This is a genomic window from Streptomyces coerulescens (assembly GCF_042657965.1).
Taxonomy (GTDB): Bacteria; Actinomycetota; Actinomycetes; order Streptomycetales; family Streptomycetaceae; genus Streptomyces; species Streptomyces coerulescens.
In genome coordinates this window covers 117,875-142,389 of sequence record NZ_JBHSKM010000019.1, presented here as the reverse complement: position 1 = coordinate 142,389, position 24,515 = coordinate 117,875, and the positions used below count along the sequence as shown (strand labels likewise).

At 72.3% G+C, this 24,515-nt stretch carries 19 protein-coding genes; 8 read left to right on the top strand and 11 right to left on the bottom strand.

Annotated elements, in window-relative coordinates; all coding sequences use genetic code 11:
* Both ACFPQ9_RS23790 and ACFPQ9_RS23785 read left to right on the top strand, forming a co-directional pair.
* The gene (locus ACFPQ9_RS23790; protein WP_380856673.1) at positions 1-1,044 is read left to right on the top strand and encodes an aldo/keto reductase; all 1,044 of its coding nucleotides are present in this window, start codon (positions 1-3) and stop codon (positions 1,042-1,044) included.
* 85 nt (positions 1,045-1,129) lie between these two features.
* Complete coding sequence (locus ACFPQ9_RS23785; protein ID WP_380858626.1) at positions 1,130-2,347, top strand: FAD binding domain-containing protein; 1,218 nt, start codon at positions 1,130-1,132, stop codon at positions 2,345-2,347.
* A gap of 45 nt (positions 2,348-2,392) precedes the next feature.
* Here ACFPQ9_RS23785 and ACFPQ9_RS23780 read toward each other — a convergent pair whose 3' ends face one another.
* The 6 genes from ACFPQ9_RS23780 to ACFPQ9_RS23755 form a co-directional block, all read right to left on the bottom strand.
* The gene (locus ACFPQ9_RS23780) at positions 2,393-4,132 is read right to left on the bottom strand and encodes a VanW family protein (RefSeq protein ID WP_380856670.1); all 1,740 of its coding nucleotides are present in this window, start codon (positions 4,130-4,132) and stop codon (positions 2,393-2,395) included.
* A 168-nt stretch (positions 4,133-4,300) separates the two neighbouring features.
* Positions 4,301-5,467, bottom strand: a complete 1,167-nt coding sequence (locus ACFPQ9_RS23775) for a DUF475 domain-containing protein (RefSeq protein ID WP_380856667.1) — start codon at positions 5,465-5,467, stop codon at positions 4,301-4,303.
* Positions 5,468-5,469: 2 nt separating this feature from the next.
* Complete coding sequence (locus tag ACFPQ9_RS23770; RefSeq protein ID WP_380856664.1) at positions 5,470-5,865, bottom strand: universal stress protein; 396 nt, start codon at positions 5,863-5,865, stop codon at positions 5,470-5,472.
* 25 nt (positions 5,866-5,890) lie between these two features.
* Complete coding sequence (locus ACFPQ9_RS23765; RefSeq protein WP_380856661.1) at positions 5,891-7,393, bottom strand: tripartite tricarboxylate transporter permease; 1,503 nt, start codon at positions 7,391-7,393, stop codon at positions 5,891-5,893.
* A 10-nt stretch (positions 7,394-7,403) separates the two neighbouring features.
* Complete coding sequence (locus ACFPQ9_RS23760) at positions 7,404-7,913, bottom strand: tripartite tricarboxylate transporter TctB family protein (protein WP_380856658.1); 510 nt, start codon at positions 7,911-7,913, stop codon at positions 7,404-7,406.
* 23 nt (positions 7,914-7,936) lie between these two features.
* Entirely contained in the window at positions 7,937-8,896 is a 960-nt protein-coding gene (locus ACFPQ9_RS23755) for a Bug family tripartite tricarboxylate transporter substrate binding protein (RefSeq protein ID WP_380858623.1), read from the bottom strand.
* 145 nt (positions 8,897-9,041) lie between these two features.
* On the opposite strand from ACFPQ9_RS23755, the gene ACFPQ9_RS23750 reads away from it, so the two are divergent.
* A complete protein-coding gene (locus ACFPQ9_RS23750) occupies positions 9,042-10,721 on the top strand; it encodes a sensor histidine kinase (protein WP_380856655.1) in 1,680 nt (559 codons plus the stop codon).
* Entirely contained in the window at positions 10,718-11,398 is a 681-nt protein-coding gene (locus ACFPQ9_RS23745; protein ID WP_380856652.1) for a response regulator, read from the top strand. The genes ACFPQ9_RS23750 and ACFPQ9_RS23745 overlap by 4 nt, the downstream gene beginning before the upstream one ends.
* On the opposite strand, the gene ACFPQ9_RS23740 is transcribed toward ACFPQ9_RS23745, so the two are convergent.
* Positions 11,395-11,691, bottom strand: a complete 297-nt coding sequence (locus ACFPQ9_RS23740) for a DUF1876 domain-containing protein (RefSeq protein WP_380856649.1) — start codon at positions 11,689-11,691, stop codon at positions 11,395-11,397. The two genes, ACFPQ9_RS23745 and ACFPQ9_RS23740, sit on opposite strands and share 4 nt — an antisense overlap.
* Positions 11,692-11,840: 149 nt before the next feature.
* Here ACFPQ9_RS23740 and ACFPQ9_RS23735 point away from each other — a divergent pair, with 149 nt between their 5' ends.
* The 4 genes from ACFPQ9_RS23735 to ACFPQ9_RS23720 all read left to right on the top strand — a co-directional run bounded on the left by ACFPQ9_RS23735 (position 11,841) and on the right by ACFPQ9_RS23720 (position 18,896).
* On the top strand, positions 11,841-12,728 hold the full coding sequence (locus ACFPQ9_RS23735) for a DUF6424 family protein (protein ID WP_380856646.1): 888 nt from the start codon (positions 11,841-11,843) through the stop codon (positions 12,726-12,728).
* 356 nt (positions 12,729-13,084) lie between these two features.
* Entirely contained in the window at positions 13,085-15,127 is a 2,043-nt protein-coding gene (locus ACFPQ9_RS23730) for an ATP-binding protein (protein ID WP_380856643.1), read from the top strand.
* Positions 15,124-15,942 carry a serine peptidase gene (locus tag ACFPQ9_RS23725; protein WP_380856640.1) on the top strand — a complete coding sequence of 273 codons (819 nt, stop codon included), beginning with the start codon at positions 15,124-15,126 and terminating at the stop codon, positions 15,940-15,942. The genes ACFPQ9_RS23730 and ACFPQ9_RS23725 overlap by 4 nt, the downstream gene beginning before the upstream one ends.
* A complete protein-coding gene (locus ACFPQ9_RS23720) occupies positions 15,939-18,896 on the top strand; it encodes a WD40 repeat domain-containing protein (RefSeq protein ID WP_380856637.1) in 2,958 nt (985 codons plus the stop codon). The genes ACFPQ9_RS23725 and ACFPQ9_RS23720 overlap by 4 nt, the downstream gene beginning before the upstream one ends.
* 12 nt (positions 18,897-18,908) lie before the next feature.
* On the opposite strand, the gene mreB is transcribed toward ACFPQ9_RS23720, so the two are convergent.
* From mreB to ACFPQ9_RS23700, 4 genes are all read right to left on the bottom strand, one after another.
* Positions 18,909-19,943 carry a rod shape-determining protein gene (gene mreB, locus ACFPQ9_RS23715; protein ID WP_380856634.1) on the bottom strand — a complete coding sequence of 345 codons (1,035 nt, stop codon included), beginning with the start codon at positions 19,941-19,943 and terminating at the stop codon, positions 18,909-18,911.
* 276 nt (positions 19,944-20,219) lie between these two features.
* Positions 20,220-21,563: a carboxyl transferase domain-containing protein gene (locus ACFPQ9_RS23710; protein ID WP_380856631.1), complete on the bottom strand. Its 1,344-nt coding sequence runs from the start codon at positions 21,561-21,563 to the stop codon at positions 20,220-20,222.
* Entirely contained in the window at positions 21,560-23,002 is a 1,443-nt protein-coding gene (locus ACFPQ9_RS23705) for an acyl-CoA synthetase (RefSeq protein ID WP_380856628.1), read from the bottom strand. The genes ACFPQ9_RS23710 and ACFPQ9_RS23705 overlap by 4 nt, the downstream gene beginning before the upstream one ends.
* 53 nt (positions 23,003-23,055) lie before the next feature.
* Positions 23,056-24,459, bottom strand: coding sequence for an SLC13 family permease (locus ACFPQ9_RS23700; protein WP_380856625.1), 1,404 nt, complete (start codon positions 24,457-24,459; stop codon positions 23,056-23,058).
* Positions 24,460-24,515: the final 56 nt, after the last annotated feature.

Here is a 24,515-nt window from a genome sequence, read left to right as displayed (position 1 = left end):
ATGCAGTACGAGCAGCTGGGCACCACCGGGGTCTTCGTCTCCCGGATCGCCCTCGGCACGATGACGTTCGGCGGAGCGGGGACACCGCCGTGGAGCGTCGTGGGCGGTCTGGACGAGAAGGCCGCGGACGAAATCGTGGGCCTGGCCCTCGACGCGGGCGTCAACCTCGTCGACACCGCCGACATGTACGCCGCGGGCGAGTGCGAGGAGATCACCGGCCGGGTGCTGGGCGCACGGCGCCGGGATGTGCTGCTCGCCACCAAGCTCTACGCCCGTATGGGCACCGGCCCCAACGACATCGGCCTGTCGCGGCTGTGGGTCACCCGGGCGCTGGAGGACAGCCTGCGCCGGCTGCGCACCGACCACATCGACCTCTACCAGATCCACAGCTTCGATCCGCTGACCCCGGTGGAGGAGACCCTGGCGGCACTGGACGACGCCGTCCGGCAGGGCAAGGTCCGCTACGTCGGCGCGTCGAACCTGGCGGCGTGGCAGATGATGAAGTGCCTCGGCGTCTCGCGGCAGCACGGGCTGGAGCGCTTCGTGTCCCAGCAGGTGTACTACTCGCTGGCCGGACGGGACATCGAGCGGGAGATCCTGCCCATGGCCGTGGACCAGAAGCTCGCCACGCTGGTGTGGAGCCCGCTCGCCGGCGGCTTCCTGTCCGGCAAGTTCGACCGAGGGGGCAGCAGCGACGGCACCGCGCGCCGAGCCCTCGCCGACTTCCCGCCCGTGGACCCGGAGCGCGGCTGGGACATCGTGGACGCGCTGCGCGTCGTCGCGGCACGCCACGGCGTGAGCGTGGCCCGCGTCGCCCTCGCCTGGGTACTCGCCCGGCCGGGCGTCACCAGCGTCATCGCCGGCGCCAAACGCCCCGATCAGCTCAGCGACAACCTGGCCGCCGTCGACCTGGTGCTCACCGAGGAGGACCTGACGGAACTGGCCGCGGTCAGCGCGCTGCCGGCCCCCTATCCCGACTGGATACAGGGCGCCCCGGCCGACCGTCTCCCGCTGGACGCCGGAGCGGAGGCCGGCGCCGCATGAGGTGAACCGATCGAACACCCGTCTTGTCCGGATTTCGCCCCCGCGAGGGGCGTCGCGGCCGTCGATCGTCTTTGCTTGAAGGATGATGCGCGGAGGCAGAGTTGCCATCGTCGGGGGCAGTGTCGGGGGGTGTGCCGCGGCGCTCGCGGCACACCGCGGTGGCGCCGCCGAGATCACGGTGTACGAGCAGGCGGCGGGCCGACTGGCGGACCGGGGAGTCGGGGTCGCCGTGCACGACGGCCGTTACGCCGAGCTGGAGTCGGCCGGCTACCTGGACGCGAGCATGCCGTGGGTCCAGGTCGTGCGCCGTCGTTGGTACGTACGCGACGACGACGCGGCGCCCCTCGGCCGGGAGATCGGCGTCATGCCGTTCCCCTTCCGTATGTACAACTGGGGGCCGCTCTGGCACGAGCTGCGCCGCCGTATGCCGGTGACGGCCGAGTTCCGGACGAGTACCCGGGTGCGGCGGGTGGCGGCGGCGCCGGGCGGCGGGGCGGAGGTCCACACGGAGTGCGGCTCCGACCGCTATGACCTGGTCGTGGGTGCGGACGGCTATCGCTCGGTGGTCCGTACCGCGGCGTTCCCCGACGTACGCCCCGAGTACGCGGGCTATCTGGCGTGGCGCGGCGCCTTCCCCGCCGCCCGGCTCACCGAGGCGGACCGGTGGGCGGCTGAGGACGGCGTGTACGTCGTCTTCCCCGGCGGCCACGTCATCATCTACCGCATCCCGGACGGCACGGGCGGCCACCGCGTCAACTGGGTCCTGTACGCGGCCCCGTCCCCGGACCTCGAACTGCCCGTCGACGCCCCGACCAGCCTCCCGCCCGGCCGGGTCACCGAGAGCCTGCACGCGCGACTGGCACACATCACCGAGCATCTGCTGCCGCCGTACTGGGGTGCTCTGGTCCGTCTGACGACGCCCGGGGAACTCTTCGTCCAACCCATGTACGACTTCACGGCGCCCCGCTACACGGCGGGCGCCGTGGCGCTGCTGGGTGACGCGGCGACGGTCGCCCGGCCGCACACCGGGGCGGGCGCGGTCAAGGCGCTCCAGGACGCCACCGCCCTTCAGTCCGCCCTGGCCACCACCACGGCGTGGCCGGACGCCCTCCACGCCTACGACAGCGCCCGCGCCACGGCCGGCCGCGGCATCGTCGACCTGGGCCGGCGGCTGGGACGCGCGCTGGTGCAACAGACCCCGGACTGGCACTCACTGGACCAGACGGCCCTGGAAGCCTGGTGGCAGCGGGCGGACGGGTCGGGCATGTTCGGCGGCGGTCGGTTGGGGCGCCAGGGGCCGTGAACGGACTCACCTGTGCCGTCGCCCAAGTTCAGCCCGAACGTCGACTCACTTGCACACGATCTCGTCCCGCGGGTGGTAGTGGGTGCGGAACGGCTCCCGCTTCACCTCTACGCCGTCCTTGACGAAGACCCGTTGCACGGCGACGTCGAAGCCCTCCAACGGCGTCTGCGGGACGCACCGTTCGGCGGTGCTCACCTTGCGCTCCGGCTGTTTCACATTCGTGCGCGGGCCCGTGACCGAGCCGATGTCGTCGTACTTGCGGGTGCCGAGGAACGAGATGGTCACCGAGGAGTCGGTGGAGCGGGCCTGGATGTAGATGGCGTTGCCCGAGTCGTTCTTGAACCTCAGGTCCAGGCTGCCCCAGGCGACCGTCGCCTCACGGCCCTCCGGGTAGCGCTCGATGTAGAACGAGTGGGCGCCGTGCTCCAGGGGCTTGACGCCGGCGAAGAACATCGCGTTGAACATGGTCGTCGCCACGGCCGAGACGCCGCCGCCCGGCGCCTTGGTGAACTCGTCGTTCATGATCATCACGCCCTCGACGAAGCCGTTGGCCTCCGTGCGCTCGCCGACGGTCCGGTTGAAGCTCCAGGTCTTGCCCGGCATGACGACGGAGCCGTTGATCAGTTCCACCGCACGGCCGATGTTCCGCGAGCGGTACGGCGCCGGTTCGAAGTTGACGGTGAAGGAGGACATCTCCTCCCGCAGGCCGAGGCGCTGCACGTTCGCGCGGGTCACCTGCGGCTCGGCCACGAGCGTGGCGATCTCGCCGATGCGGGCGGCACCCCGCCGGGTGAGCAGCGGCAGCACCGCCTTGCCGAGCGCCTTGTCGGTGACGACATGCCCGGCCCGGCCGTCCGCGGCCACCCCGACGCGGTTGCCGACGAGGCGCAGCTCGGCGTTGTGCGCCCTGGCGGGCAGGAGGGACAGCGGGCCGGCCACCGCGGGGTCGGCCCGCAGGCCCTCGGCGTCCAGTTTCGGCGTGAGGTGCCCGGCGTCGTCCGCGCGCATCGTCAGGTGCTCGCCCAGGACGGGCTGGTCGATGGTGAAGCGGCGGTCGGCCACGGTGAGGGTGACCGGCGCCGACATGGCCGGCTGCGCGAACTCCCGTACCGCCCGCTGCATCTCCCGCTCGGTGACCTTGGGCTTCGTCTCCTGGGTGGGCAGGGCCGTGACGGCCTTGGTGTCCCCCTCGAGGAAGGCGGCGCGCAGGGGGTCGACGGCGGCGTCCGTGTCCAGCGCGTAGCCGCTGCGCGGGGTGAGGGGCCGCACCTGGCCGTCGTCGAAGGTGACGGCGCCCTCGCGGACCTTCTGGTCGAGGGCCTTCGCCATCTTCTTCAGGATGCGGTGGGCCTTGTCCTCGTCGACGCGTACGGCAGGCTCGACCGCGCCGCCCGAGCTGAAGAGCCCGCCGATCACGGTGAACGGATCGGCGCTCTCGGTGCGGCCCGCGCGGTCCACGGTCTTCTCGTAGTCGAAGGTGATGCCCACCTTCCGCGGATCGACCGTGGTCCTTCGGTCACCGACCGTCACGGTCAGTTCGCGGGAGGCGGCCGGTCCCAGCCGGTCCTGGAGCTTGTCGACGGCCTCCGCGCGGCTCAGGCCCCCGATGTCCACACCGCGCACTGTCGTGCCGCCCTCTATGTCGCCGCCCGCGAGCAGCAGGCCGGCGAGATACAGCCCGCCGACGCCGACGGTGAGGGCACCGCCGGCCAGGGCCAGGGGCGGAAGCGAGGCGATACGGCGAGCCGGGGCGGTTCGCGGGACCGAGGGGGCGCGGAGGCGCATGAGTCTCCAGGGCGGGCGATCGACGACGAGGACGGCGCGTGGATGACGCGACGCTGTGCGCGAGGCAAACACATCCAGCTAGCCATAATCGGGCGAAAACGCCTATGTCGTGGACCACGTTTGTCATAGATCACGCCTTGTGTCCCGCCGGGAGCCCCGGCCGGAGTCTCACGCCCCCGACGGCACCTCCGTCTTCTCGTCCTGCGCGTTGTCCTTCCCGTCCGCGGCCGCCCCGTCCGCCCCGGACGCCGCCAGCTCCTTGTTGCGGCGGACCGACGCGAGGAAGGACGCGGCGATCAGGACCACGCCGATCAGGCCGGTGATGATCTCGCTGATCTCGTGCTGGATGGTGATCAGCAGGATCCCCGCGAGGGCGCCGATCGCGTAGTGGGCGCCGTGCTCGAGATAGACGTAGTCGTCGAGGGTGCCCTGTCGGACCAGGTACACGGTCAGTGACCGGACGTACATCGCGCCGATGCCGAGGCCGAGCGCCATCCAGAAGATGTGGTTGGTGATGGCGAAGGCGCCGATCACCCCGTCGAAGGAGAAGGACGCGTCCAGCACCTCCAGGTACAGGAAGAGGAAGAACGCGGCCTTGCCGGCGAGCGCGACCGCCGAGACCGGCCTGCCCTCGGCCCTGGCCTTCTCCTCCTCCTCGTGCTCGTGTTCCTCCTCCTCTTCGAGCCGCTGCTCGAAGTGGGCCGAGAGCCCGCCGACCACGAGATACGTGATCAGACCGGCGACTCCCGACAGCAGGACGGTGGCCGTCTTGTCCGCGTGACCCGTGCTGACATGGGCCTGGCCGGCGAAGGTCAGCGCCGTCGCCAGCAGGGCGATCAGGGCCAGACAGACCGACAGCATGTCGATCTTGCCGAGCTTCGCGAGCGGGCGCTCCAGCCAGGCCAGCCACTTGATCTCGCGGTCCTCCAGGATGAAGTCCAGGAAGATCATCAGCAGGAACATGCCGCCGAAGGCCGCGATCGCCGGATGGGCGTCGGTGACCAGGTCCTCGTAGCGGCCGGGGTCGTCCAGGGCGAGCCGGACCGCCTCGATCGGGCCCACCTTGGCGCTGATGGCGACGATCACCACCGGGAACACCAGCCGCATTCCGAACACCGCGATCAGGATGCCCACGGTGAGGAAGACGCGCTGCCAGAAGGCGTTCATCTTCTTCAGGATCCCGGCGTTGACCACCGCGTTGTCGAAGGACACCGAGATCTCCAGGACGGAGAGGATCAGGACGATTCCGAACGCCTCCCAGCCCCACTGCCACGCGGCGAAGGCGAGACCGAGCGCCGTCACGGCGAACGACCAGCCGAAGGTTCGCAGCAGCATCGTCAGCCCTCCGCCTTCACGGCGAGGACCGGGCAGCCCACACCCAGCAGGATCTGCTGCGCCGCCGAACCCATGATCAGCTTGCCGACCGCGCTGCGCCGCCGCAGCCCGATCACCACCAGGGAGACGCCCTTGGTCTCCGCGAGGTCGATGATCTCCTCGGCGGCGTCACGGGCGCCGAGCACCTGACGGACGTCGAAGTCGACGCCCAGTGCCGCGAGGTCCTCGCGGACATGGCTCAGATCGGGCTCCTGGGCGAAGCGGGGGTCCGCGAGCGCGTCGCCCCGGGTGGTGTTCACCACCAGGAGTTTCTCGCCTCGGCGGCGGGCCTCGTCGATCGCCGCGCGCAGGGCCGCCTCCCCCTCCGGTGAGGGGACGTAGCCGACCAGGATGGTCATCTCGATCTCCAGATGTCTCGGGGGCTCACGCGGCGCCGCGCGTGCGCAGGGGACGTACGACGAACCGGCGGATCAACGGCCACACCAGCACCAGGACGATCACCGTGTAGACCGTGTACGACACCGGGCCGCCCAGCAGCCCCGACAGCTCGCCGCCGGACAGCTGGAGGGAGCGCCGGCCCTGGAGCTCCGCACGCGGGCCCAGGATCACGCCGACGATCAGCGGCAGGACCGGCAGCCCGAAGCGTCGCATGGCGAAGCCGAGGAGGCCCAGGGTGAGGAGAATGAACAGGTCAAGCGGCTGGGCGTTGACCGCGTAGGCGCCCATGGAGGCGAAGAACAGGATCCCCGCGTACAGATACGGCCGCGGGATCTGGAGCAGCTTCGCCCACGCCGGGGCCAGCGGGAGGTTCAGCAGCAACAGCAGCAGGTTGCCGATGAAGAGGCTGGCGATCAGGACCCAGACCAGGCTCGCCTCGCGCTCGAAGAGCAGGGGGCCCGGCTGGATGCCGTACGACTGGAAGGCCGCCAGCATCACGGCCGCCGTGGCGTTGGTCGGCAGGCCGATCGCCAGCATCGGGACCAGGGTGCCCGCGGCGGAGGCGTTGTTCGCGGCCTCGGGACCGGCCACGCCCTCGATCGCGCCCTTGCCGAACTCCTCGGGGTGCTTGGTCAGCCGCTTCTCGGTGGCGTACGACAGGAAGGTCGGGATCTCCGCGCCACCGGCCGGCAGCGCACCGAACGGGAAGCCGTACGCCGTCCCGCGCAGCCAGGGCTTCCAGGACCGCTTCCAGTCCTGCCGGCCCATCCACGGGCGGCCTACGGGGATCACCTCGGCCGGCCGGCGGCGCAGATGCGCGGCCACCCACAGCGCCTCGCCGACCGCGAAGATGCCGACGGCGACCACGACGACGTCGATGCCGTCGGCCAACTGCGGTATGCCCAGGGTCAGTCGCTGCTGGCCCGACACCGTGTCGATGCCGACCAGACCGATCGTCAGGCCGAGCAGCAGGGATATGAAGCCTCGGACACGGGACGAGCCCAGGATCGACGTCACCGCGATGAACGACAGCAGCATCAGCGCGAAGTAGTCCGGCGCGCCCAGGCTGACCGCGAAGTCCACCACGAACGGGGTGATCAGGACCAGCAGCAGGGTGCCGATGGTGCCCGCCACGAAGGAGCCGATCGCCGCCGTCGCCAGGGCCTGGGCCGCCCGGCCCGCCTTCGCCATCTTGTTGCCCTCGATGGCGGTGACCACCGACGAGGACTCGCCCGGGGTGTTGAGCAGGATCGACGTCGTCGAGCCGCCGTACATGCCGCCGTAGAAGATGCCGGCGAACATGATGAACGCCTGCACCGGCTCCATGCCGTAGGTGATCGGCAGCAGCAGCGCCACCGTCATCGCCGGGCCGATGCCCGGCAGGACGCCCACCGCGGTGCCGATGAGCACACCGACCAGGGCGAGCAGCAGGTTCAGCGGCTCCATGACGTCCGCGAAGCCCTGCATGAGGTTGTTCAGGTTGTCCATGGCGCGGGCCTCACAGGATTCCTTGCAGCACGCCGGCGGGGAGATTCACGCCGAGGCCGATCGCGAACGCGTAGAACGTCGTCAGGGAGAGCGTCGCGGCGATCAGCAGATTGCGGATGTAGTGCCGGTTGCCGAGCGCGAACGCGGTGCCCCAGAACAGCAGGCCGCCGCTGATCACCCAGCCGAGCCGCTCGATGAGCAGCGCGTTCGCCACGAACACCGCGATCAGCAGGGCCACCGTGCGCCAGTCGGCGCCGCCCGACAGATCGACGTCCTCGCCGGCCTCCATCTCACCGCGGCCGCCCCGGGCCACGTCGACGGCGTACAGCACCGCGAGCGCCACCAGCAGCGTGCCCAGGATCAGCGGGACCGCGCGCGGGCCGACCGGGTCGGTGCCGCTGGTGATGTGCGCGATGCCGAGGGCGTCCACGATCACCGCGGCGCCCAGCAGGGCGAGGAACGCGCACATGCCGTACTGCGCGCGGTCCCCGCCCTCCCGGGGCGGAGGGGAGTCCTCCACGGTCCGCTCCTCCACTTGCGAACTCATGCCAGCCCGAGCTCGGCCAGCAGGTCGGCGACGGCCTTGTCCTGCTCGGTCAGGAAGGTGCCGAACTCGTCGCCGGTGGAGAAGGCGTCGACCCAGCCGTTCTTCTCCAGCTGCGCCTGCCACTCCTTGGAGTCGTGCATCGCGGTCAGGGAGTCGACCCAGGTCTTCTCCTGCTCCGCCGTGATGCCGGGAGGGGCCACGATGCCGCGCCAGTTGGTGAAGACCAGGTCGATGCCGGAGTCCTTCAGCGTGGGCGCGTCCTTCAGCGCGTCGATCGGCTTCTCGCTGGTCACCGCGAGGACGCGGACCTGACCGGCTTCGATCTGGTCGAGGAACTCACTGAAACCGCTGGCCCCGAAGGCGATCTTGTTGCCGAGAATGGCCGGAAGAAGCTCCCCGCCGCCGTCGTAGGAGACGTAGTTGACGTCCTTCGGCTTGATGCCGACCGCCTTGGCGAGCTGCATCGGCAGCAGATGGTCGGGGCCGCCCGCCGTGGAGCCGCCGCCCACGGCGAACTTCTTCGGGTTCTCCTTCCAGGCGGTCACGAGGTCGTCCATCGTCTTGTACGGGGAGTCCTTCGGCACGACGATCGCGCCGGCCTCCTCGATCAGCTTGGCGAGCGGCGTGGTGTCGGTCAGCGTGGCGTCCGACTTGGAGGTGTACGAGGCGCCGACGACACCGAGGCCCATCTGCATGGCCATCTTGCCGTTGCCCTTCTCGTTCACCAGGCGCTGCAGGCCCACGGTGCCGCTGGCGCCGGGCAGGTTGAAGACCTGCACGCCGGAGGCGACCTCGGTGTCCTGCATGACCTGGGAGACGGTGCGGGCGGTGAGGTCGTAACCGCTGCCCGGGGTGTTGGGGACCATCAGCCGAAGGCCGGTCACGGGCTTGCCGGACCCGCTTCCGCCTCCGGACTCCTCGTTGTCGGTGGCGCCGCAGGCGCTGACCGCGATCATCGATACGGTGGCAAGAGCTCCGACAAGTGCGGCTCGTCGAGTTCTCATGGCTCATCTCTTTCGCTCGGCCCGTTCCGGCGCCATGATTGTGCGGTTCCTGAGACACCCCGTCTCGGTTCTGTGACCATTGAAGGTTGAGTTCATAGTGGTCATAACGTCCCGGCCGCACAGGCGTCAGACGCTCGCAGGCGAGCTGCTGGTATGGCAGCTCGCCATTGTCGTGATCGTGCTGGCCGCGGTGGCGGCGGTGTCGCTGGCGCAGTCCAAGGCCACGTTCGACCGGGTCGAGGGGCGCCGGGTGACCGCGCTCGCCGAGGAGATGGCCGGCAACCCCCTGGTGCGCATGCAGCTCGTGCGGCCGGCGCCCGCCGAGATGCTCGCCCCGCTGCTCCAGTCCACGCTGACCAGGTCCGGTGCCACCTCCGCCATGGTCGCCGACACCGACGGCGAGATCGTGGCCGCCAACGACCCGACCCTGGTCGGGACCCGGATGCCGGTCGACGGACCGCAGGTCGCCGGGGCCGTCGGCTGGTCCGGGGAGCTGCCGGTGGGCGGCGTCACCCAGCTCGTGGCGCAGGCGCCGGTGCTCGGCGCCGAGGAGGAGAACGCCGGGGACCACCTCGGCACGGTGATGATCGGGCGGACCTCGCCGTCGGTGTGGCAGCGGCTGGTGGGTGCCTCCTCCTATCTGCTGGTCTACCTCGGCGTCGCCAGCGTCCTCGGGATCGCCGGCTCCTGGCTGCTGGCCCGGCGGATCAAACGGCAGACCTTCGGCATGGAGCCGCGCGAGATCGCGGGGCTCGCCGAGCACCGGGAGGCGATGCTGTTCGGGATCGCCGAGGGCGTGGTCGCCCTCGACCCGCATCAGCGCCTCACCCTCGTCAACGCCGTCGGCCGCGGACTGCTGGACCTGCCCGAGAACTGCGTCGGGATGAGCCTGGCCGACCTCGGGATCGAGGGGCGGCTGTACGACGTCCTGGCCGGGACCCCGCGCGAGGGCGAGCCCGGCGATCTCGCGCGCCGGGACGAGGTCGTCATCCGCCGGGGCCGTGTGCTGGTGATGAACCGGATGGACGTCACCAAGGACGGCCGCCGCCTCGGCTCGGTCACGACCCTGCGCGACCGCACCGAACTCGCCCAGCTGGAGCGGGAGTTGGGCTCCTTCCGCAGTTCCGCCGAGCTGCTGCGCGCCCAGGCCCACGAATTCTCCAACCAGCTGCACACCATCTCCGGGCTCATCCAGATCGGCGAGCACGAGGAGGTCGTCCGGTACGTTCGCGCCCTGCGCAAGCACCGCGAGTCGCTCGATGTGAGCATCACCAGCCGGGTGGGTGACCGGGCCGTCGCCGCGCTGCTCATGGCCAAGTCGGCACTGGCCGCGGAACGCAAGGTGCGGCTGAAGATCTCCGAGCGCACCTCCCTGGACCGGCTGGAGCCGACCGACTCCGCCGACGTGGCGACCGTGCTCGGCAACCTCGTGGACAATGCGGTCGACGCGGCCGCCAGCGGCTCCCGGCCGGGGGACGGCGACCCCGGGGCGTGGGTGGAGGTGGAGCTGCGCCAGGACGCCTCCAGCGTGGAGATCGTCGTACGGGACTCGGGGCCGGGCGTCGCTCCCGAGCTCGCGCAGGAGGTGTTCCTGCACGGGTTCACCACCAAGGCCGCGCAGGGCGGCGACCGGGGCATCGGCCTGGCGCTGACCCGGCTGGTGTGCAAGCGCCGGGGCGGTGAGGTGTCGGTGGCCAACACCGAGGAGGGCGCCATGTTCACCGCCCGGATGTCCGTCGGCCGACCGGCCGACCGAGCGACGGAGGCAGTCCGATGATCGACGTCCTGATCGTGGAGGACGACTTCATGGTGGCGCGGATCCACCGTGGTTTCGTCAACGACGTCGACGGGTTCCGGGTGATCGGCACCGCGAACTGCGGTGAGCAGGCGCTCACGGCGGTCGGCGAGCTGCAACCGGACCTGGTGCTGCTCGACCTCTATCTGCCCGACATGTTCGGCCTGGAGATCATCCCCCGGCTGCGCACCGCCGGGCACGACTGCGACGTCATGGTGATCAGCGCGGCACGCGAGGCCGAGGCGGTCCGCGGCGCCGTACGCCAGGGCGTCGTCGACTATCTGCTCAAGCCCTTCGACGCGGAGGATCTGCGCACCCGCCTGGAGCAGTACGCGGCCCGGCGCAGCAACCTCTACGCGGCCGTGGTCAGCGGCCAGTCCGACGTCGACCGGGCACTGGCCCGCGGCGCCGCGCCCACCGCCACCCCGGCCGCCCTGCCCAAGGGCATGAGCGTGGAGACCGCCGAGCTGATCGAACGCGAGCTACGGGCGGCCGACGGCAGCCTCTCCGCCGCCGAGTGCGCGGCCCGGTCGGGGGTGTCCCGGGTGAGCGCCCGGCGCTACCTGGAGCACTTCAGCGTCACGGGCCGCGCCGAGGTGTCCCTGCGCTACGGGCAGGCGGGACGGCCGGAGCGGCGGTACAGCTGGCTGGACGTCTAGGGCCGCTCCCACGCGCGGCTGCCCTCCATCTCGGCCGGGCCGGCCAGGTTCACGATGTCGTCGGACGCGACGTCGTGCAGCCGGATGGCCAGGTCCTCCAGGGCGCGACTGGCGGCGAGTTCGTCGCCGATCTCGGGGACCGGACGGTCGACGGGGTTGCGGTGGGCCACACCCCGGCCGGTGACGGCCATCAGGTCCTCTGGCGTGTCCTGTGTGGTCAGCACGGCCTCGGCGCGGGTGTCGTCGCCGTCCTCGGTGATGTGGATCCGGACGGTCCAGTGCTTGTCTTCCATCGAGATCACTTCCGTACGGGGGGCGGTGGGGGAGCAGGTGTCAGGGGCCCCACTGATGAGCGTGCGCCTGTCGGCGGGCCGGGTCCAGCGCGGTCGACGGCCGAATGGGGCTGCCGGACGATGGAAGGAGAGCCGAAAGGAGGCCGGACATGACTGATCTCCTGGCACGGCCGGCGGCTCGGACCAGGTTCGAGCTCGGCAGGAACCGCAAGGAGAACCACCCTTGGGAGATACGGGTCGTCAAGCACCCGCCGCGCACCAGGTCCGCGCACTTCGTCGCCGCGAGGAAGACCGCGATCAAGATCCTGGAGGCGATGCAGGCCGACGACGACGAACTGCCGTACGGCCCCGGCCCCTGGGAAATGCACCACGGCGGCAGCCTGTGGGTGAAGGCGGACGCCGGCTGGCGTATGTACCGGGCCCGGGTCGGCGTCGAGTGGAGCGCGCAGTTCTGCGCCGACCCCGCGAAGATCGACCGGCTGCGGCAGGAGGCCGCCGACCTGATCACGGCCTTCCCGGACACGCTGGACGCCCTGGACGCCCTGGGCTACAAACGCGCCCGCAAACTGCTCGACACACCGATCGAGAACGCCGACGGGGTCGAGGCGTGGACCGACTCCCTGTTCAACGCGTGCGTGCCGCTCACCACCCCCGACCACTCGGGCGTCCTGCCCAAGGCGGCCGGCGAGCACCACTACCCCTGGCCGATCAAGGCCGCCGACTACTTCCGGTACGACGACTTCCAGCTGTGGGTGACCCTCCCCGACGGCACCAACGCCGGGGTCACCCCCGTCAGCCGGCGCGGCTCCGGCGACGGACACCTCCGCATCGTGCACGCCCGGCACGGCACCGCGGCCGGGGACGCCGTCGCGGAGGCGCAGCGGCGCCACATGATGGCCGTCGTCCCGCCGGACAGCCCGATCGCGCTGGCGGCGTTCGAGCAGCAGATCCCGCGGGGCGCCAGGACCGCGTCCGGGCCGCTGCGCACCCGGCGCCGTGCTTCGGCGAGCGGCGCACGCGGTGGTACCCCGAGGTGAGCCGGGGGCGCCCTCCTCCCCCGGAAGTAGCCCGGCCCGCATCCGCTCATGCCACGGAGGCATGACAAGTGCCTCCGTGGGCACGATGTGCCGAAAGGTTGCGTGGAGAAGGCTGGCCGCAACGGACCCGAGGTACGAGGAGGGCGCCATGAACCGCCAGACCCACGTTCGCGTTCGTGTCACCCGCCGGCCTGCCGCTCCCCGCGACACCCGGGGCGAGATCGACCGTCGCACGCCCTCGGGGCGGATCCTTCCGTACTGAGTGCCCGTCCTGCCGCCCGTCCCGGCGGTACGATTTCCCGGCGGCCTTCCCGCTCGGGCCGCCCGTTGACCGTTCCGGGCGGTGGGGGAGCGAGATGGGGGACGCGACGGCCGATGCCGCCGCACCGTTGCGGGCGCTGCTCATGGGGGTGAGCCGCTTCGCCCCGGCCGTCGCCGAGGACGAGGAGCCGATGCCCGGCCGGCAGGGCTGGGACGAACTGCCTTTCGTGCCCCAGCTGATGTCCAGGCTCGAGCAGGCCTACGAGAAGCTCTCGTACGAGGTCGGCGCCGTGCACGAGCCCGACCGCAGGACGGTCCGGCAGCGGTGGACCGAGGCCGGCGAGGAGCAGTACCGCATCGTGCACGTCATCTCGCACGGGACGACGGGGACGGCGGTCCGGGGCGGCACCGCCGAGCGCTCGGAGCGGCTGTCCATGGTGCCGTCGTGCGGAGATCCGGGGATCGGCACCGATGTGAGCCTGTGGGTGCAGGAGGCGAACTCCCTGCCCCAGCCGATGCTGTTCATCATCGACCTGTGCCGCGCCGGACGCGCCGCCCGCGTCGCCCAGCTGGCGCAGATCCCGGACGACCAGCTGCACGCATGGGTGATCGCGGCGACGGGCCCGGACCGTGCGGCGTACGACGGAGCCTTCAGCACCGCTGTCGCCGAGGTCCTTGAGGAGATCGCCGTCAGGGGCCTCGACACCTCGCCGTCGCTGCGGTACGTGCGCTGGGACCGGATCACCTCGTCCATCCAGCAGCGGCTCAGCGCGACCGGCAGCCGGCAGAAGGTGCACTCCACCAAGGTCGACACCGCGCAGCCGCTGGAGCTGCCGTTCTTCCCCAACCCCAACTGGACCGGCGACCCCCGCCTGGAACTCCTGCAGACCGTGGACGCGCCGGTGCGGGCGTTCGTCGCCGACCTCGGTGCCGAGCACTTCATGGACCGGGTCCGGGACCACTTCGTGGGACGGCGCCGGCAACTCGCCCATCTGGCGCCCTGGTTGGACGACGCCACCACCGGCGGGCTGCGCGTCGTGACCGGCGCGCCCGGCTCCGGCAAGTCCGCGCTGCTGGGCGCCCTGGTGTGCTGCGGCCACCAGGAGATCCTGCGGGCCGCCCCCGACATCCGCAGACACCTCGCCGCCCAGCAGCCCGACGGCGTGGCCTCCCCCAACCCGATGCTGGCCGCGATCCACGCACGCAACCGTGACCTCGACGTCGTCCTCACCTCGCTGGCCACGCAGTGGGGGCTCGACACCCCGGACTCGCGGCGCACCGAGCCCTGGACCGTGAACGACCTGATCGAGGCGCTCCTGCCGCTGCCGGACGTCCCGGCGTTGGTGTTCGACGCCCTCGACGAGGCCGACGACCCCGCCGATCTGATGCAGCGTCTGCTGCTGCCGCTCACGGAGCCCGTACGCCCCGACGGCCGGCCCTGTCTGCGGCTCCTGGTCGGCACCCGGCGCGGGGCACGCTTCGAGCCCCTGCTCCAACTGGCCGCCGCCCAGGACACCTTGCTCGACCTGGACGACGTACCGGACGACGAACTGCGGGCCGACCTGGCCGAGCACCTGTCGCTGCGGCTCGCCGAACTCCCCTCCTACAGCGCCGCGGCCCAGCGTCCCGTCCGTACGGCGCTGGCCCGTACCGTGGCCGCCGAACTCACCCGCAACCGCGCGACCGTACGGCAGTGGGGCCCCTTCCTCGTCGCCCGCATCTTCGGCCGGGCCCTGGAGACGCTGCCCGCGCCGGTGGACGTGCCGGCTGCGGAGCGCCTCGGCGCGAGCGTGCCGGTCACCCTGCCCGGCGTCCTGGAACTCGACCTGAGCCTGCAACCGCAGCACGCCCGGCTGCGTGCCGTGCTCGCCGCGGTCGCCTGGGCGAAGGGCGAGGGGTTCCCCACGGAGGCGGTCGCCGCGGTGGCCGCCGAGTTCGCCCCGGACGTCGACGACGGCAACGTACGGCAGCTGCTGGAGGCGAACCGCTTCTATCTGCGCACCGGCGTGGAGAGCGACGGCTCCACCCTCTACCGGCTCTTCCACCAGGGGCTCGCGGACCATCTCCAGGTCGAGCCCCACCCGATTCCCCCCACCCCGCCGCACCCTCGTCCCGACTCCAGCGAAGGCCCGAAGTGAAGATCCTCGGAATCCACGGCATCGGCAACCACCGCCCCGGCGAATCGCACGGCACGGCGGCCCGCAACCTCGCCACCACCTGGGCCAAGCACCTGGGCGCGGACGACGCGGACGTCCATGTCGTGTACTACGCCGACCTGTTGCGCGAGACCGGAGGCCAGAGCGGTGACGAGGATCTGACGGATCTCACCCCGGCCCAGGAGGAACTCGTCCTGGAGTTCCTGAACGCGCAGCCCGCCGACCCGTCCGGCCGTGTCCCCCAAGGACTGCTCACCGCCCTGCTGCGCGACCGGCTCGCCGCCCTCGCGGAGAGCCGGGAGTGCCCGGAGTGGTACATGCAGTGGTACATGGCCCGTCTGGCGAAGGAGGTCGTCGCCTACCAGGCCCCCGGTACCGGCCGCACGGCGGTCCAGCAGAGGCTGTCCGAGGCGATCGACCTGCATCGCCCCGACGTCCTGGTCGCCCACTCCCTGGGGTCGGTGGTGGCGTACGAGACCCTGCACCGCGCCGGCACCGCGCACATCCCGCTGTGGGTGACGATCGGCTCACCGCTGGCCCTGCCCAAGGTGGTCTTCGACCGGCTCGCCCCCGCCCCCGTGGACGGCATGGGCACCCGGCCGGACGCGGTGGGACGCTGGGCCAACCTCGCCGACCCCGGCGATCTGGTCGCCCTCCCGGCCAAGGGCGTCTCGCGGCGCTTCAGCGGGGTGGAGAGCGACGACCACGTGGTCGTCCACCAGGGCTTCAAGTTCCATCACGCGGAGAAATACCTTCAGTCGCCCGCGCTCGCGCGGCTGCTGGCGTCCGTGGCATGAGCGCGGAACGGGACGAGGAGCAGCTCCGGCGGGAGCACGTCCGGGAGGCGACCGCCCGCCGGGTCCTGGCCCGGCTCGTCGCCCCCGTCACCGTGGACGGCACGACCCGCTGGGACCTCGCCTCGCCCTACCTCCTGCGCCACGCCGCCGAGCACGCGTCCGAGGCCGGGCAGCTCCAACGGCTTTTCGACGACTGGGAGTTCCTGGTTCACGCCGACCCCCACTCGGTGCTCACCTTCGGCGCCCAGCTGGAGGCGGAGAGCCGCAGCTTCCCGGGGGAGCCGGACCGGGTCCGTGCCCTGCCCGTGTACCGGGCCTCACTCGTCGAGCACGCCTCGGCGGACCCCGAGGTGCGGCGCCACATCCTGGCGGTGGACGCGGCCCGGCACCAGTGGCCCGGGATCAGCCGCAGCCTCTACCACCCCGCCCACGCCGAACCCACCCCGTGGCAGTGCCGCTGGTCCACCGCCAGCAACATCAGCTCGCAGCTGCGGGGCGCCCTGCCCCACGACTCCGCGGTGATGTCGGTGGCGACCGGCACGGTCCCCGGGCTGTCGTACGCGGTGACCGTCGCGCAGGACGACCGGACGGCCCGGGTCTGGGACCTGAACGGCAGCACCCTCCTGCACGAGGTGATCGGCCATCCGGCACCGCTCACCGCCGTGGCCACGGGCCACGGCCCGACCGGCCCCCTCGTGGTCACCGCGGGCGAGGACGGAGCGCTGCGCTGCTGGGAGCCGGACGACGGCGGGACACTGTGGGGCGTCGCCGCGCACGAGGGCGCGATCCACGGACTCGGCCTGGCGGAGTCGTACGACGGGCGGGTGGTCGTCACCCACGGCGACGACCGTACGGTCGGGGTCCGGGACCTGGAGACGGGCACCGCCATCCATGTCTTCACCGGTGTTCCGCGGCGGGGCCGTCTGGCCGTCGCCGGGTCGGGCACCGGCGGCGACGATGTGGTCGTCGTGGTCGGCGAGGGCCGTATCCACTGCCTGGACCTCGATGCGGGCACCGAACGCTTCCAGGAGCCGCTCGGCGGCGGCGAGGTCCTCGCCGTGGCCGCCGCGCAGCTCGGCGCGAGCCCTGCCGTGGTCGTCACGTACGACGAGGGCCGGGCGCAGGTGTGGGATCTCGACACCGGCCGGGTGCACACCACGCTGACCGGGCCGCCGTCGTCCATGACGACCCTCGCGGTGGCCGACAACGGCCTCGAAAGCGTCGCCGTCACGGGCGGCGGCGACGGCACCATCCGTCTGTGGGACATCGAGGGCGGCGGCCGGCCGCTGCGTGAGCTCAAAGCACACCTCGCCGAGATCACGGCCCTGACCTGCTATCCCGCCCCGGCGGCCCGCCAGGTCCACGCGCCGCAGCACGAAGTCGGCGCCGACACGGAGGAGTTGGCCCCTCTCACGCCGTCGTCCCGGCAGCGTATCCGGGCCACGGGCGGCCGGACCCGCCGGGCGCGACTTCTCGCCTCGCTCGCCGGACACTTCCTGCTGTCCGCCTCCGCCGACCACACCATGCACGAGTGGGACCTGGCGAACGGCAGCCCGCGGCAGACCTTCACCGCGCACACCGTCGCGCCCCGCACGATCCGGGTCACCGAGGTCGCGGGCCGCCCGGTGGCGGTCAGTTCGGGTCACGACGGGACCGCCCGCGTGTGGACGCTCGACGACCGGCGGGCCCGCACCGCGGGCGGTGTGACCCACCCGCGGGCGGTCGGTTCCCTCGCCGTGGCCCGCGCGGACGGCCGGATCCTGGTGGCCACCGGCTGCGACGACAAGCACCTGCGGGTCCTGGCGGGATCGGACGGCAGCCCGGAGGGCATCCACCTCAACGGCCGGAGCGAGGTGGCCGCGGTGGGTCTCGGCGCCACCCGGGACGGTCCCGTCGCCGTCGTCGCCACCGTCGACGGAACGCTCACGGCCCGCCGGCCCGAGACGGGGGAACGGCTGTGGCAGGCCACATCGGGCCCCGTCTCGGCCCTGTCCGTCGGTGGCTCACGCCGCCGCCCCCTGGTCCTGACCGTCAACCCGGTCGACGACGAGCGCCTGCGCGTCCGCTCCCTCACCACCGGCCGCCCCCACCCCTGCGACCTGGACGGCCTGACCGGTGTCACGGCGGTCGCCACCGGCCGCATCCGTGAGCAGCCGGTCGCGGCCACCGCTCACCGGGACGGAACCCTACGACTGTGGAACCTCGGCACCGGCACACCGCGCCGGTCCCTCACGGGTGCTCCCGGCGGGGCCGGCCTGCTCGCCGTGGCCGCCACTCCCGTCGGCCCGCTCGTCGTGGCCTGCGCGGAAGACCAGTGGCGGGTGTGGGACGCCGACACCGGCAGGCTCCGCTCGCGTGTCACTGCCGGGCACACCTCGGCGATGGCCCTCGGTGAGTTCGACGGACGCCCGATGGTGGTCACCGTTCCCCTGGCCGGGAACCCGGTCCGCTTCTGGGACGCGGAGACCGGTGAGCCCACCGCGAGCGTGCCCCTGCCGGCGCCCGTCGGCGCCCTCGCCCTGGCGGACGGCGTCCTCGTCGTCGGATACGGCCGGGAGGTCGCCGCCTTCAGCGCCTACGACAACCCTGGGCCCTGGGACGACGAGAAGCGGCCGGAACCGCCTCCGGCAGCCGTCCCGACCGCCCTCCCGGAGGCACCGACACGACGCGGCGCGGCAGGGCGCCGGCGGTTGTTCCCCTGGGAACTGCCGGTGCTGGCCTACATCTGCGGTCAGGACACGCCCCAGGGCCTCACCGACCTGAACGGGGCATTCCGCCCGCACGACGTCCGGGTCCACCACCTCGGCCGACAGGGCCTGAAGACGGTGATGCGCTCCTTGGCCGCCAAGGGCCTGATCCAGCAGTCGGACGAACGCGGACGCTATGTGCCGACGCCGCTGGGGCGCCACCGGGTGCAACGAGCCGAACAGGGCAAGGCCCAGCCCCGCCGGTGAGCCGTGCGCGGCTCAGCCCGTGGGGTCCAGCTCCATCGGCTCGATCCTGCCCTCCAGCATGGTGCCCAGCCCCTGCACGGCGCAGATGTCGGGCCGCTCGGCGATGTGCACCGGCATCCGGGTGGCCTGGCGCAGCATCTGGTCGAAGCCGGGCAGCAGGGCGCTGCCGCCGACCATCATGATGCCGCGGTCGGCGAGATCGGCGACCAGGTCGGGCGGGCAGTCGCGCAGCACCTTGCCGATGCTGTCGAGGACGGCGGTGAGCGGCGTCTGGATGGCGTCCCGTACGGCGGCGGTGTCGACGTGGACGGAGCGGGCGAGGCCGGTGCAGACGTCACGGCCGTGGATCTCGGTGGAGGTGGGGCCGTGCGGGGTGAGCCCGTTGCCGGACAGGGCCAGCTGGAGCGGCCGTACGTTCTGGCTGGGCAGCATCAGCTCGTGCTCGTGCCGCAGATGCTGCACGATCGCGTGGTCCACGGCCTCGCCGCCGACCCGGATCCGCTCGGCGGTGACGATGCTGCCGAGGGAGAGCACGGCGACCTCGGTCGCGGCGGCCCCGCACACCATGATCATGCTGGCCTCGGGCTGCTCGACGGGCAGTCCGCAGCCCACGGCGGCGGCTATGAGGGTGTCGACGAGCTCCACGCGCCGGGCGCCGAGACCGACCAGGGTCTCTATCGCCGCGCGCTGGGCGAGCGGGTCGGCGTCGTGCGGGGTGCAGACGGCCGCGCGCAGGAACGGTTTGCGGCGCAGGGCGCGGCGCATCTTGTCGCCGAGCAGGTGCCGCAGCATGCGCTGCGCCATCTCGATGTCGACGACGGTGCCGCCGGACACGGGCCGTACGACGCGGATGTAGTTCGGGGTGCGGCCGGTCATCCGCTCCGCGAACTCGCCGACCGCGATCAGGGCGCCGGTCCGGGTGTTGACGGCGGCGACCGAGGGCTGGTCGACGACAAGTCCGGAGCCCTTCACGAAGACGCGGGTCCTGGCCGCCCCCAGGTCGACGGCGACGTGGCAGCGGCGCAGCTGCTCCAGAGTGGCGGTCATGGGGGGTCCTCCCGGAAAACGCAGACCATGGGTCCGCCGGGTGGGTGGCGGGCCTCGCTCGGTGCGTGGGGATCGAGTTGTCCGAGCCCGCCAAGCGGCGGGCCTCCTGTACATCGATCGTGCGGTCGCCCTGCCGGGCGGCGCCTTCTGGAGGGGGCCGGGTGGGGTGCGGCTGAATGGGGGTTATCCGCCCCGGAGGCCGCGAGTCTCCGTGCGGATCCGCCGTTTCCTCGCTATGGGGCGCGCCGCGACGAGAAGGACGCGGCGCGCCCCCGGTCAGTGGGGGCCGTCGTCACCGGCCCGGATCACACCGAGCTCCGCCAGGTCCTGGGGACGGATGCGCAGCTGGTCCGCCGTTGCCTCGACCTCCTCCTTCCCGCGCTTGAGGATCGCCGCCGCCTGCTCCGGTGCGATCACCGAGAAGTAGCTGTCCGGGGTGGCCCAGGTGTTGCCCGGTGCCGCGAGGGCGAGGGCGCCGCCCGAGCCGCCCTCGCCGATCAGGAGGCTCGTGATCGGTGTGCGCGCGGTCGCCACCGCCCCGAACAGGTCCGCGATGGCCGCGCCCACGCCCTGCCGCTCGGCCTCCGCGTCATTGGCGGCGCCCGGTGTGTCCACCAGGGTCAGCACGGGGATGCCGAGCCGGTCCGCGAGGCGGATCAGCCGGGTGGCGGTGCGGTAGCCGGCGGGGCGGGTGGCCGTGCCGGTCTGGGCCGCGTAGGCCACCGTACGGCCGTCGTGCTCGCCGAAGCCGCACAGCATGCCGTCGGGGTCGGTGCCGCCGCAGCGGTCGCCGCTGATCGCGACGCGGTGGGTGAAGTAGGCGTCCAGGTAGCGGTCGGCCCGGGGACGCCGGGGTGAACGGGCACGCAGGACGGCGTCCCAGCCTGTGGGCGGCAGGTCGGTGGCGCCCAGGGGAGCCGGTGGCGGGGCGGGGGCGGTCGAGGGCGCCGTCAGGAGGCGCAGCCAGCTGCCCAGCTCCTTGCGCAGCTCCCCGGGCCGCACGACCCTGTCCACCGCGCCCGCCGCCAGCTGCGCCTCCGCCGTGTACGCCGCCGGGTCCGCGTCCGGTGGGCGGACCCGGGAGCCGGCGAAGCCGACCTGGGCGCCGGGGAGGGCCAGGATCACATCGGCGCCGGCGCCGAGGGTGGCCCAGCCGCCGCCCGTCGTCGGGTCCCGGAGCACCGCGATCTGCGCCAGCCCCGCCTCCCGGGTGAGCGCCGACTGGCGGGCCACGCGCTGGAGTTGGGTGAGGGCGAGCATGCCCTCCTGCATCCGGCTGCCGCCCGTCGCCACCAGCGGCACCACGGGCAGCCGACGGGCGCGTGCGTAGGTGTACGCCGCCTCCAGCCGGTCACCGGTGTGTTCGCCCAGCGAGCCGCCCAGGAAGCCGAACTCGAAGGCGATGAGGACCGCCCGCGTCCCCTCGATCGTGGCGGTGCCGCAGACCACCGACTCGTGCTCGCCGGTGCGTTCGACGGCGCGGGCGCGGGAGGCGTCGTAGCCGTCCCAGGCGAGGGGGCCGTCGGGCCCGGACCGCCTCTCGGGGTGGGGGAGTTCGGTGAAGGAGGAGCCGTCGGTCATCAGGGCGACGACCTGCCGGGCCGCGAGCCGCTCCGTCATGAAGTCAGCGCCCGCTTCATGATCTTCCCCATGTCGTTGCGGGGCAGGGCGTCCAGGTGGTGCACCCTGCGGGGCCGCTTGTGCGGGGCCAGCCGGGCTGCCACATGGTCCGCCAACTCCTCGTCACCGGGCGGTGATTGAGGATCGGCCGGGACGATCCACGCCACGATGCGCTCGCCCAGGTCCGGGTCCGGCTCCCCGGTCACCGCGGCCTCCCGCACCCCCGGGTGCTCCAGGAGCGCGTTCTCGATCTCGCCCGCCCCGATCTTGTAACCCCCGCTCTTGATCAGGTCGGTGGCCTTGCGGCCGACGATACGGACGTACCCGTCGGCCTCCCGCACCGCCATGTCGCCGGTGCGGAACCAGCCGTCGGCGGTGAACGCGGCGGCCGTCGCGTCGGGGCGGTTGAGGTACTCGGTGAACAGGTTCGGGCCGCGCACCTGGATCTCGCCCACCGTCTCGCCGTCGTACGACGTGATCGGCGTGCCGTCCTCCTCCACCAGCCGCAGCTCCACGCCCGGCAGCGGCACGCCCACGGTGCCGGCCCTGGCCTCGCCGTCCGCGCGGACGCTGGTGTTCATCAGCGTCTCCGTCATGCCGTACCGCTCGACGACCCGCTGCCCGGTCGCGGCCGTGATCCGCTCGTGGTCGTGGACGGGGAGCGCCGCCGAACCCGAGACGAGCAGGCGGGCCTTGCCCAGTGCCTGCGCCAGGCCCGGGTCCTCGGGCAGGGCCTGGGCGATGCGGTGGTACATCGTCGGCACGCCGAACATCATCGTCGCGCCCTCGTTCAGCTCGCGCGCCACGCCCTCCGTGCCGAAGCGGCCCAGATGGCGCACCGATCCGCCGCGCCGCAGCGGGCCGAGGATGCCGAGGACCAGGCCGTGCACATGGAACAGGGGCAGGCCGTGGACCAGGACGTCCTCGCCGGTCCACTGCCAGGCGTCGGCGAGCGCGTCCAGGGTGTGGGCGACGGCCCGGCGGGGGATGACGGCGCCCTTGGGCGGGCCGGTGGTGCCGGAGGTGTAGACGACCAGGGCCGGGTCGCCCTCGGCCGCCTGCTCCTGCGGACGCGGGCCGGCCGCCCGCACGTGGACGTCCACCCGCTCCAACTCCCGCAACGGGAGCGCTAGTTCATCGCCGGGCGCGGCCAGTACGACGCTCGGCGCGCTGTCCGACAGGATGTGCCCCAGCTCCTTCTCCCCCGACTTCGGGTTGAGCGGCACGGCGGCGATCCCGGCCTCCAGCGCCGCCACCACCGCGACGGCCGTCTCCAGCGTGGGCGTCGCCCACACGGCCACCCGGCCCCGGCCCGCGATCCGCGCCGCGAGGGCACCGGTGACGGCGCCGAGTTCGCCGTAGGTGAGGGAACGTTCGCCGAAGCTCAGGGCGACCCGCCCCGCCGGACCGGCCGTCAGGGCCGGGAAGAGAGAGGACACGCGTCGTACTCCTTGACTGTTGCTGCGGACACCGGCTGTCGTGGCGGGTCGGCCTAGCCCCAGCCCGGCACGACCATCACCAGCCACACCACCGCGGGCACCACCGCCACCACGATCCCTCCGTACACCATCAACTGCCGGAAGAAACGCTCACGGTCGACATCCGGTGCCGCGGCCAGCACCAGCGCGCCGTTCGTCGAGAAGGGACTCACGTCCACCACGGTCGCCGACACCGCGAGTGCCGCCACCATGCCGACCGCCCCGATCTCGCCCTGCGCCAGGAACGGCACGGCGAGCGGGATGAGCGCGCCCATGATGCCGACGGACGAGGCGAACGCCGAGACGATCGCGCCGATGTAGCAGAGCAGTACGGCGGCCAGCAGCGGTACGCCGATGCCGCTGACGCCCTCGCCGGCCCAGGTGATGGTGCCCATCTCGTCCAGTACGCCGACGTAGGTCAGCACACCGCAGATCAGCAGCACCGTCGGCCAGGCGATATCGCCGACCGCCTTGCGGCTGTCGTCCGGCCATGCGGTGCTCAGGACGACGGCGAGGGTGATCGCGGTCAGGCCCGCGTCCAGGTCGAACACGAGGACGGCGAGGACGAGGGCGACCAGGGAGATCAGGGTCGCGACGCGGGGCGGGGTGAGGGGGAGGGCGGAGGTGGGGGCGGGGGTCGTTTCGCGGGTGGCGGTCGCGGTGGTGGTGGGGGAGGGGTGAGTGCCGCGATCGGTCGTAGCCCCTGTGCCGGTGCCTTGTGGCTGGTCGGGCCCACGCGGCGGTAGCCGCAAATCGATTGCAGCCCCGCGCCCCTTCAGGGCGCCTCCGGCGCCCTCCGGCAGCGAGCCCTGCCGCCACAGCCGGAGACCTCCACACACGACGAACACGACCGCCGCGATGACGAGGTTGACGACCAGGGAGGCCAGGAACAGGGTGATGTCGCTCCCCGGCAGCTTCTCCCGGTCGACGATGCCGTTGACGATCGAGCCGTAGATGCTGATCGGCGAGAAGCCGCCGCCCTGCGCGCCGTGCACGACCATCGCGCCCATCAGCAGCGGGCTGATCCCGTAGCGGGCGGCGAAGCTCAGTGCGATCGGCGCGACGATCGCCACGGCGGCGGGGCTCACGGCACCGATCGCGGTGAGCGCGCCGGTGAGGGCGAACATCACCCAGGGGATGAGCGCCACCCGGCCGCGCACCAGCCGGACGGAGGCGTGCACCAGCCAGTCGGTGGTGCCGTTGGAGCGGGCGATGGCGAAGAGATACGTGACGCCGACGAGGACGACGAACAGATCGCCGGGGAAGCCGGCGAAGATGCCGTCCGCGTCGAGGTCGGCGACCAGCGTGCCGACCGCGAAGGCGGCGGCGAAGGCCAGCGCGCCCATGTTGACCGAGCGGGTCGTCGCGATGACGAACACCACGGCGAGGACGAGGATCGAGATGAGTTCGGGGGACATGCGGGCTCCCGTCTTTGGGTCCCGGAGCGGTTGCGGGCTGCACACCCGGGGGATTG